General features: G+C 70.3%; 9 protein-coding genes. 7 read left to right on the plus strand and 2 right to left on the minus strand.

What is annotated here, in order from left to right; translation table 11 throughout:
• Positions 1-2: 2 nt before the first annotated feature.
• Both J7E96_RS23860 and J7E96_RS23865 read right to left on the minus strand, forming a co-directional pair.
• A complete protein-coding gene (locus J7E96_RS23860; RefSeq protein WP_215133711.1) occupies positions 3-1,301 on the minus strand; it encodes a hypothetical protein in 1,299 nt (432 codons plus the stop codon).
• Between the two features lie 54 nt (positions 1,302-1,355).
• Entirely contained in the window at positions 1,356-1,877 is a 522-nt protein-coding gene (locus J7E96_RS23865) for a SigE family RNA polymerase sigma factor (RefSeq protein WP_215133712.1), read from the minus strand.
• A 139-nt stretch (positions 1,878-2,016) separates the two neighbouring features.
• Here J7E96_RS23865 and J7E96_RS23870 point away from each other — a divergent pair, with 139 nt between their 5' ends.
• The 7 genes from J7E96_RS23870 (at position 2,017) to J7E96_RS23900 (ending at position 9,604) form a co-directional block, all read left to right on the plus strand.
• Positions 2,017-2,427: a DUF6479 family protein gene (locus J7E96_RS23870; RefSeq protein WP_251070321.1), complete on the plus strand. Its 411-nt coding sequence runs from the start codon at positions 2,017-2,019 to the stop codon at positions 2,425-2,427.
• A gap of 95 nt (positions 2,428-2,522) precedes the next feature.
• Entirely contained in the window at positions 2,523-2,996 is a 474-nt protein-coding gene (locus tag J7E96_RS23875) for a Dps family protein (protein WP_215133713.1), read from the plus strand.
• Positions 2,997-3,024: 28 nt separating this feature from the next.
• Positions 3,025-4,482, plus strand: coding sequence for a cytochrome P450 (locus J7E96_RS23880; RefSeq protein WP_215133714.1), 1,458 nt, complete (start codon positions 3,025-3,027; stop codon positions 4,480-4,482).
• A gap of 47 nt (positions 4,483-4,529) precedes the next feature.
• On the plus strand, positions 4,530-6,008 hold the full coding sequence (locus tag J7E96_RS23885; RefSeq protein ID WP_215133715.1) for an aminotransferase class I/II-fold pyridoxal phosphate-dependent enzyme: 1,479 nt from the start codon (positions 4,530-4,532) through the stop codon (positions 6,006-6,008).
• Between the two features lie 74 nt (positions 6,009-6,082).
• Positions 6,083-6,910, plus strand: a complete 828-nt coding sequence (locus J7E96_RS23890) for a VOC family protein (RefSeq protein ID WP_215133716.1) — start codon at positions 6,083-6,085, stop codon at positions 6,908-6,910.
• A 218-nt stretch (positions 6,911-7,128) separates the two neighbouring features.
• Entirely contained in the window at positions 7,129-8,568 is a 1,440-nt protein-coding gene (locus tag J7E96_RS23895; protein ID WP_215133717.1) for a Gfo/Idh/MocA family protein, read from the plus strand.
• A gap of 28 nt (positions 8,569-8,596) precedes the next feature.
• Entirely contained in the window at positions 8,597-9,604 is a 1,008-nt protein-coding gene (locus tag J7E96_RS23900; protein WP_215133718.1) for an NEW3 domain-containing protein, read from the plus strand.
• Positions 9,605-9,931 lie beyond the last annotated feature (327 nt).

Here is a 9,931-nt window from a genome sequence, read left to right on the forward strand (position 1 = left end):
CTTCACCGTCCCTGCATGCCTTCCAGGTCGTACCACTTGTCGCTGAGCGCGATGGCCCTGAGCTGCTTCATGCTGAGCGCGGGCTCGGAGCGCGTGGGGGCGTTGTGATGCGTGTCGGAGTTGAGCGCGGAGACCATGACACGGTCGCCGTTCTTCCTCATCACGTCGGCCGTCCACATCACGGCGCCCGCCACGTCCTTGTCGCCCGCGCCACGGCGCTCGATGACCGTCGTCCCGTCGGGCAGCGTGGTGACCTCACCGGTCTGCTTGAGGTCGTCCAGCACGGACCCCATCCCCCGCTGCACTCCCACCTCGACCAGGCTCTTGCCCTTGCCGTCGTTCACCGTGACGTAGGCGGAATCGACCTGGCCGCCTTCGGTGGACGTCGTCAGTCCCTCGGGCAGCAGCGACTTGAACAGGGCCGAGAACTCGGCGGGATCCGTCTTCGGTACGTCGGCCGGCTCCTCCACGCTTCCGGCCGCCGGCAGGTCGTTCAGCGCCTTGTGCCACTTGGGCGAGGTGGCCAGGGCGCCCAGTTGCGCCGGGGACAGCGGCGGGTTCGGGCGGCTGATCTCCGCGTCCTTCTGCGCCGGGGCGTTCCATTCGCTCACGTCGACGAGGTAGCCCTGCGGCGTGACGAGCGTGGCGCGCCAGACCTTCGTGTCCACGCGGCGGTCGGGGTACTCGTACCCCTGGAAGAGCATCAGCGTGGAGCCGTCGTCCAGCTTCTTGCTGTTGCACGCGTCGTGCGGGACGTACGTCTGGTCCGGGCATTCGATCTGCTGGCGGGAGGACTCCGAGCCGGGGTCGACGCGATTCAGGCTGAGCGTGATCGCCGCCTTTCCCTTGCCGTCGTCGATGACGCCGAAGACGGCGGGGCCCAGCTCGTCGGCCGTGCCGCGCGCTTCCACCTCGACCAGCTCGCCGACGGACAGCACGCTCTTGAACGTCTGGATCATCTCGTCCGGGGAGACCGCCCCCGAGCCCGTCCGCCCCTGGGAGGGCGCAGGGGGCACCGCAGGGCTCACCGGGGCGGGGCCCGCCACCGAGACCTCGCCGGTGCTGCCACCGCCCACCAGTCCGCCCGCGTACGCCCCGACCGTGCCCACCAGCGCGAGCGCGGCCACGCTGCCGGTCACGGCGGCGATGCGCCGGCGCCGCACGGCGCGGCGGCCGCGGGCCATACCGGCGTCGACGAGCCCGGCGGGGCGGTCGCTGGAAAAGCCGTCGCCGGTTCGGCGGAGCGCGTCGCTGAGTTCTTCCTCGAAGGGACCTGAGAGATCCGAGTGTTCTGAGGGCATGGTGGAACCACCACTTCCTGTTCAGTACTGGACGGAATGAAGTGAAGTGAAGTGTCAGTGGGAGGCGAACTCGGCGAGGCTGCCGCCGAGCTGTTCGCGGAGCTTGCCGAGCGCGCGCACCGATCGGGTGCGCACGGCGGCGGAGCTGACGTTCATCGCTTCGGCGGTCTCGTCGACGCTGCGGTCCTCCCAGTACCGCAGCACCACCACCGCCCGGTCCTTCGGCGCCAGCTGCGCGAGCGCGTGGAGCAGCGCCAGCCGCAGGGCCGGGTCGTCCCCCGACGAGCCACCCGTCGCACCGCCGGTGTCGGGCAGCTCGGCGAGGGGGCGCTCGGCCGACGAGCGGCGGCGCTGATGCGTGAGGAATGTGCGTACGAGAACGGTCTGGGCGTACGCCGCCGGGTTGCCGATCCGGGAGACCCGCCCCCACAGCAGGTACATCCGGCCCAGCGTCTCCTGCACGAGGTCCTCGGCGAGGTGGGTGTCGCCGCTGGTCAGCAGGCATGCCGACCGGAACAGGTGGGTGGAGCGGCCTGCCGCGAACTCCCGGTACGCCTCCGTGCGGGACTGGCGCATGTCCTCCCCTTCTTCGTCGGCGTCTGTGTCCGGCAGCTGTGTCCGGTGTCGCCTTCACCTCACTGACGCGGTGGTGGTGAGGAAATGTTTCACCTGTGCGGCGGCTCATGACTCGGGCGCCTGTGGGTACTCGTCGCGCATGAGCGCAATCCAGAGCACGAGAACCAGCGAATTCGCCGGCCTCGCGGACCCCCTGGCCGCGAGTGACCTGGTCATCGGCATCGCGCCGTTCATCGCGGGGCTGGCCATCGCGGCTGCTCTGATCGCCGCCGTGTGGTGGGGCATCCGCATCAGGAATCGCGAGCCGTCTCCTCCCACGCCCCAGGAGCAGCCGCACCGGCCGGACGACGCGGGCCCGCCCGAGGTCACCGAGCGCCGGGAACCCGACGAGGTGACGCCACCGGAAGGCGGACGCGGACGACTCCTCCCGCACGAGCTCAGAAACACCGGCAATGCCTCCGGCAGGCACAGCGACGCGGATCCGAAGGACCGGCCCCGGTGGGACGAGAATTCCGGTGGTGCGTTCGGCAGCGGAGGTCCCGGCGGCTAGGTCGCCGACAGGCGAAACAGCGGCATCCGGCCAGAGACTGAATCCAGAGCACGAAGACAGACGACAGACGAGAGTGTCGACAAGGAGCAAGCTGCATGACGGCCCTCAAGAGCACCCTTCCCGAAGCCGCCCGTCAGACCACCGCGGACGCCCTCCAGGGCGCACTGGTGGACCTGCTCGGCCTGTCCCTTCTCGCAAAGCAGGCCCACTGGACGATCGTGGGCCCGCGCTTCCGCTCCATCCACCTCCAGCTCGACGAGGTGGTCGCGTTCGCCCGTTCGTACGCCGACGTGATCGCGGAACGCTCGTCGGCCATCGGCGTCGCACCGGACGGCCGTGTCGAGACGGTCGCCAAGACCAGTGAGCTTCCCGAACCCGCGAACGGCTGGACCCAGGACAGCGACGTCGTGGCGCTGATCGTCGAGGCGCTCGGCACCATCGGCCTCAGGATGCGGGAGCGGATCGACGCGACGGACAAGCCCGACCCGGTGACCCAGGACATCTTCATCGGCCTCACCGCGGAGCTGGAGAAGCAGCGCTGGATGTTCCAGGCCGAAAACCAGCGCTGAGGCCCACCTGCACTGAGGGAGCCGCACGATGGCCGGGACCGAACGAGCCGCCGGATGGACCGACGGGACGGGACGGGGCAGACAGGGTGAGCTGACCGGGCTCGGCGACCAGGGTGAGCAGGGTGAGCTGGGCGAACACAATGGTCGAGCCGCACGCCGGACCTCGACCCCCGCCCGCGCGTCCGCCCGGGACACCGCCCGCGTCGCCGCCCTGGTGGCCCTGCCCGCCCTCGCGGGCGGCGTCGTCCTCCGCCGCAAGCAGGGCGTGGCGCTCGCCGCCCGCCTCGACGCGGACCGCCGCGCGGTGAAACTCCTGAACGAGCTGCGCGGGCGGTACGGTCCCGGCCCCCTGCACCTGCGCGTGGCGGGCCGCGACGTCGCGCTGCCCCTCTCCGCCGAGGACGCTCAGCGCGTACTGGAGGAGACTCCGGAGCCGTTCAGCCCGGCGGCGCGCGAGAAGCGCGCCGCGCTCGGCCACTTCCAGCCGCACGGCGTGCTGGTCTCCACGGGCCAGGACCGCGAGGAACGCAAGGCCTTCAACGAGGACGTCCTGGAAGCCGGACAGCACCTCCACCACCTCGCCCCGCACTTCGTGCGCACCGTCCGCGAGGAGGCCGACGAACTGCTCGGGAGAGCCGGACCGCTGGACTGGGACGCCTTCGGCGCGGCCTGGTGGCGGATCGTACGCCGCGTCGTCCTCGGGGACGGGGCGCGCGACGAGACCGCGCTCACCGGCCTCCTCGCGCGGCTGCGCGGCTTCGGCAACTGGGCGTTCCTGATCCCTCCGCGCGTCACCGCCGGCCCGCGCGAGCGCTTCCAGCGCCGCCTGCGCGCCCACCTCGACCGCGCCGAACCGGGCAGCCTCGCCGAGGCGCTCGCCCAGACGGCCGCCAAGCCGGGCGTCGACCCGGCGGGGCAGGTGCCGCACTGGATGTTCGCGTTCGACGCCGCCGGCGTCGCGGCCGCGCGGACGCTGGCGCTGCTGGCGACCCACCCGGCGCAGGAGCAGCAAGTACACAACGAGCTGGCCATACCGGACCTCACCCGGCCGCAACTGCTGCCCTACACGCGGGCGTCCGTCATGGAGTCCGTACGGCTGTGGCCGACGACTCCGTTCCTGCTGCGTGAGAGCACCCGGCAGACGCGGTGGGGCGAGGGAACTCTGCCGGAGGGCACGGCCTTCCTTGTGTACGCCCCCTACTTCCACCGGGACGGTTCAGCGCCGTACGGTGACCGCTTCGTACCGGAGATCTGGCTCGACGGCACGGCGCAGACCGGCCCCGAGCTGGTGCCGTTCAGCGCGGGACCCGGTGTGTGCCCCGGCGAGGACCTCGTCCTTCTCGTCACGTCGACGCTCGTGGCCGCGCTCATGGAGCGTCACGACTTCCGGTTGCGCGATCCTGGCCGGCTGCTGCGCCCCGACGGCCCGCTGCCGTACACCTTCAATCACTTCGCTCTGCGCTTCAGCGTGACCGCGCGGCAATGAGTGGCATTGAGTGGCATTGACCGGGCCGTTCGAGGGACTCGTACGCCATGGACCACACCCACGCCCCGATACTGGAAGCACTCGAGCGCTACCACGAGCGCGGTGAACTCGCCTTCACCCCGCCCGGACACAAACAGGCCCGGGGGGCGGATCCGCTCGCCAGGAAGGTCCTGGGCGACGCGGTGTACCTCTCCGACGTCCTTGCCACCGGCGGCCTCGACGACCACCGCAGCAGCGGCAACGTACTGCGGCGCGCGGAAGAGCTGATGGCGGACGCCGTGCACGCCGAGCACACCTTCTTCTCCACCTGCGGCAGTTCGCTGTCCGTCAAGGCGGCCATGCTGTCGGTCGCGCACCCGCACCAGAAGCTCCTGCTGGGCAGGGACGCGCACAAGTCGGTCGTCTCCGGCCTGATCCTCTCCGGCATCGAGCCCGTGTGGATCGATCCGCAGTGGGACGCGAAGCTGAACCTGGCGCATCCGCCGTCCGCCGCAGCCTACGAGGAAGCGTTCGAGCGCGAGCCAGAGGCGCGCGGTGCGCTGGTCACCAGCCCGACCCCGTACGGTACTTGCGCCGAGCTGTCCGCCATCGCGGAGATCTGTCACGCCCGTTCGGTCCCACTGATCGTCGACGAGGCGTGGGGCGCTCATCTGCCGTTCCACGAGGGGCTGCCGTCGTGGGCGATGGACGCGGGCGCCGACGTCTGCGTGACCAGCATCCACAAGATGGGCAGCGGCCTCGAACAGGGCTCGGTGTTCCATCTGCGGGGTGACCTGATCGACCCGCAGGTGCTGAAGTCCCGCGCAGACCTGCTCGGCACCACCAGCCCCTCCGTCATCATCTGGGCCGGCCTCGACGGCTGGCGGCGCCAGATGATGACGCAGGGCCACCAGCTGCTGGACGACGTACTGCGGCTCGCCTCCCACGTGCGGGCGGAGATCGAGCGGATCCCCGGCCTGCACGTCAACGACCGCCACGACTTCACCGGTCCGGGGAAGGGCGCCGACTTCGACCCGCTGCCCGTCATCATCGACGTCCAGGCGCTGGGTACGACGGGCTACCGGGCCGGGGACTGGCTGCGCGAGCGGCGCAGTACCGACATGCACCTCATCGACCATCGCCGGATCGGCGCGCAGCTCACGCACGCCGACTCGCGGGCGACGACGGCGCCGCTGCTGGACGCGCTGAAGGATCTCGCCAACCACGCGGAGGAGTTGGCGGGTGTGCCGGTCGTCGACGTACCGGCGGGGCCGCAGATGCGGCTGGAGCAGACGTGCCTGCCCCGGGACGCGTACTTCGGCGACACCGAGGACGTACCGCTGGAGGAGGCGGTGGGGCGGGTGGCCGCCGAGATGATCACGCCGTATCCGCCGGGGATTCCGGCCGCGCTGCCGGGCGAGCGCCTGACGGAACCGGTGCTGCGCTATCTGCGCACGGGCCTGGACGCGGGCATGAACGTCCCGGACCCGGCCGACCCGAGCCTGAAGACGGTACGCGTGATCGCCGACGGGGGCCCTGGCGCCTGACGCAGCCGACGGGCGGTTGTCAGTGGTGGGTGACACGCTGGATTCAAGGAGGATCTTCGACTGAAGGAAGCGTCATGATCACCACCGACTTCGTGCCCGGTTCGCCCTGCTGGATCGACCTCGGCGCCCCCGATGTCCCCGCCACGGCCGACTTCTACCGAAGGGTCTTCGACTGGGAGTTCCAGAGCTACGGCCCGCCGGACGCACCGGACGCCAATGACTTCGGCGTGCTGAAGCGCGACGGCAAGAGCATCGCCGGAATCGGGAAGCTCACCGAGGAAGGGGCCCGGTCAGCCTGGATGATCTACTTCTGCACCCCGGACGCCGACGCCACCACCGGCGCCGTTGAACGGTTGGGCGGCAAGGTGCGGGTCGCCCCGATGGACGCCGCCGAAGAGGGGCGGATGGCTCAGTACACCGACCCTCAGGGCGGCCAGTTCGCCGTCTGGCAGCCGGGCAAGACCAAGGGCATGGAGGCCGCTGACCAGCCGGGCACCCTGTGCTGGACGGAGCTCTACACCACCGACGCGGCCGCGGCGAAGGAGTTCTACGGCAGCCTCTTCGGCTGGACCACCCAGGACGTGGAACTGCCGGGCGGCGGCGGGACGTACTCAATGATCACCCCCGCCGGCCAGCCCGAGGAGCGCATGCACGGCGGCCTCATGGAACTCCCGCCGGACGCACTCACACTGACCGGCGGAAAGCCCTACTGGCACCCCGTGTTCGCGGTCGAGGACTGCGATGCCACAGTCGCCAAGGTCACCAGCAACGGCGGCAGCGTGCAGATGGGCCCGGAGGATGCCGAGGGCGTCGGACGGCTGGCGGTCTGCGTCGATCCGAACGGCGCTGACTTCGTGCTGCTCACCCCGTCCACGCCGATGCCGGCCTCTGACAGGGGCTGACACCCAGGATTCCAGGGTCCAGGCCGGCCATGGAGTGCCGACCTGGACTCCGGCGCGTCGAGCACCGAATGCTTGAATCTGTTCGTAACAGCGTTCCCGTGAGCACCTATTGACATGTAACTGGCGACACGGCCAGAGTCGACCCGCACGCGCAAGTGATGCCGGTCACGCCACATGTCACACGTCTCACGTCTCACGCCACGAGGAGCGTTGTCGCCATGCCCGAAATCCCCGCAGTCTCACGTCGCTTGCTACTCGGAGGAACGCTGGCCACCGGAGCGACGCTCGCAGCCGGCCTCGGCTCGGCCCAGAGCGCGTCAGCGGTGACCGCGGCTGCCGCTCCCGCCGCGACCCCCGGCCGCGGACCCGGTCAGAAGTCGATGATCAACGTGCCCTTCGAGCCCTACAAGACCGTCCGCGTCGGCGTGATCGGCCTCGGCAACCGCGGTTCCGGAATGACCACAGGCTGGTCCGTGGTCCCCGGCTGCGTCGTGACCGCCGTCTGTGACATCCGCGCCGACCGCGCCAGGCGCACCGCCGACCAGCTGGTCGCGAAGGGCAAACCGCGCCCGGCGGAGTACGGCGGCTCGACCGACTCGTACGCACAGATGCTCAAGCGCGACGACATCGACCTCGTGTACATCGCGACGCCGTGGGAGTTCCACTACGAGCAGGGCAAGGCCGCGCTGCTGGCGGACAAGCACGTCGTCGTCGAGCTGCCCATCGCGACCGAACTCCGCGAGCTGTGGGACCTCGTGGACACCTCGGAGCGCACCCGCAAGAACCTGATGCTGTCCGAGAACTGCAGCTACGGCCGCAACGAGCTCGCGATGCTCAAAGCGGCGCACGAAGGCCTCTTCGGCGACATCACCAACGGCCACGGCGGCTACCTGCACGACCTGCGCGCGCTCCTCTTCTCCAACACGTACTACACCGACTCCTGGCGCCGGCTCTGGCACACCCGCAGCACCGCGTCCTTCTACGCCATGCACGGGCTGGCCCCGATCGCGGCGGCCATGGACATCAACCGCGGCGACCGCATGACGACGCTGAAGGCCACCGCGACCGCTCCGAAGGGCCTCGCCGACTACCGGGAGCGTTTCGTCCCCAAGTCGCACCCGTCGTGGAACGAGACGTACATCAACGGCGACCTGGTGACGTGCGCGATCGAGACCGCGAAGGGCCGCACCATCCGGGCCGAGCACGAGGTGAGTTCGCCCCGCCCCTACAGCCGCATCAACTCCATCGCCGGGTCGCGCGGGATCTTCGAGGACTACGCGGGTACGTCGACGACAGGCGGCCGCATCTACGTCGAGCCGGACCACGGCGGCCACTCCTGGCGCGACTTCGACACGTACCGCAAGGAATTCGACCACTGGCTGTGGAAGAAGATCGGCGACGACGCCGCGAACAACGGCGGCCACGGCGGGATGGACTACGTCCTGCAGTGGCGCACGGTGCAGCTGATGCGCGCGGGGCTGGTCCCGGACATCGACGTATACGACTCGGCGGCCTGGTGCGCGCCGGTTCCGCTGAGCGTCATGTCCCTGGCGGACAAGGGCCGTCCGGTCGCGATACCGGACTTCACGCGCGGCGGCTGGGTCAATCTGCGCACCGGCCTCGACTCGCGCGCCGGCGAGATGCCCCCCGTTTCCTGACCAGTCGGCCCACTCGAAGGAGCACGTCATGAGATCAGCACGCCTGATCAATCGGCTCAGAGCCGTGGCGGTCGCGGTGGCGGGCGCGGTCATGTTCGTCCCCGCCCAGGCAGCGGCCGCGTCCCCGGCCGGGCCGCAGGCGCCGGCGGCTGCCAGGACCGAGGTGACCATCTCGCCCGTGGTCCTCGACGGTCCGGCCATCTCGACGGTGAAGGTGACCGTCAAGAACGCCGGCCCGCAGCGCATGCGTTCACTGAAGGTGTCGTTCGCCGGACCGGTCGGCTGGGCGGTCCAGCCGTCCGTACGCGCCGTGGACGGCTCCCTCGCGACGGGCGCCTCGGTCAGTACGACGTTCCAGATCCAAGTCCCCGAGAAGCGGCCGGGCTTCGTGATCCGTACGTTCACGGCGACCGCGACGTACCAGGGCGGGGACGGCGAGGGCACAGCCACCGGCACCCACTCCGAGCGGTCCGGGACTCCGCAGGCGAGCCTGTCGGCGGCGTACAACAATGTGGCGATCACCGACGAGTCGGCGACGAAGGCGGGCAATTACGACGGTGAGGGAAACAGCTTCTCGGCGCAGAAGCTCGCGGCGGTCGGCCTGACCCCCGGGGCCGCGGTCAACGCCCTCGGCGCCAAGCTGACCTGGCCGAACGTGCCGGCCGGCACGAAGGACAACGTGGCGAGCTCCGGGCAGGCCATCACGCTGGGCGGCAAGGGCAGCAGGCTGGTGTTCCTCGGCTCGGGCGTCACCAGCGGGGCGACGGGCAGCGCCACGGTGTACTACACCGACGGGACTTCCGGCACGGGGTCGTTCGGCTTCCCCAACTGGTCGTTCGACCCGGTCACCGCGCACGGCGCGACGCTGGTCAAGTCGACCGACGGCCGCAACCGGCAGGACGGATACGGCAACGCGACGGTGAAGTACAGCGTGTTCGCGAACTCGGTCGCGCTGGACCCGGCCAAGACGGTCGAGTTCGTGGTCCTGCCCGCGAACGCCAACGTCCACATCTTCGACATGGCGATCGCACCCTGAGCGGGTCCTCAAGCGCCGGACACTTCAGCCCCTCCGGCGCTTGAGGAACGGGGTCTGGGGCAGGGCACCCCCGCCCGCACCCCGCACCCCGCACCCCGCACCCCGCACCCCGCACCCCGCACCTAGACCCGTACTTCGCAGGTCACCCGATCGTGAAGATCAACTGGTCACGACCGATCGCCGCTCAGTCCGGTCCGCAACGGCGATCGCAATGCCGGTCCGATCCGGTCGGGTTCGGACGCCGAAGAGCCGCTGCGGCGAACCCTTTCACCGACCCGCGAAGTCCGGGCCTAGACGGTGACAACCTTGATCCCCGCGTCGCGGAGG

It is taken from the genome of Streptomyces sp. ISL-96, from assembly GCF_018614035.1.
Classification (GTDB): Bacteria; Actinomycetota; Actinomycetes; order Streptomycetales; family Streptomycetaceae; genus Streptomyces.

Bases quoted from the DNA above. Each gene is read 5' to 3' on its own strand.
- J7E96_RS23860 (WP_215133711.1), bottom strand. From the start codon at position 1,301: ATGCCCTCAGAACACTCGGATCTCTCAGGTCCCTTCGAGGAAGAACTC.
- J7E96_RS23865 (WP_215133712.1), bottom strand. From the start codon at position 1,877: ATGCGCCAGTCCCGCACGGAGGCGTACCGGGAGTTCGCGGCAGGCCGC.
- J7E96_RS23870 (WP_251070321.1), top strand. From the start codon at position 2,017: ATGAGCGCAATCCAGAGCACGAGAACCAGCGAATTCGCCGGCCTCGCG.
- J7E96_RS23875 (WP_215133713.1), top strand. From the start codon at position 2,523: ATGACGGCCCTCAAGAGCACCCTTCCCGAAGCCGCCCGTCAGACCACC.
- J7E96_RS23880 (WP_215133714.1), top strand. From the start codon at position 3,025: ATGGCCGGGACCGAACGAGCCGCCGGATGGACCGACGGGACGGGACGG.
- J7E96_RS23885 (WP_215133715.1), top strand. From the start codon at position 4,530: ATGGACCACACCCACGCCCCGATACTGGAAGCACTCGAGCGCTACCAC.
- J7E96_RS23890 (WP_215133716.1), top strand. From the start codon at position 6,083: ATGATCACCACCGACTTCGTGCCCGGTTCGCCCTGCTGGATCGACCTC.
- J7E96_RS23895 (WP_215133717.1), top strand. From the start codon at position 7,129: ATGCCCGAAATCCCCGCAGTCTCACGTCGCTTGCTACTCGGAGGAACG.
- J7E96_RS23900 (WP_215133718.1), top strand. From the start codon at position 8,597: ATGAGATCAGCACGCCTGATCAATCGGCTCAGAGCCGTGGCGGTCGCG.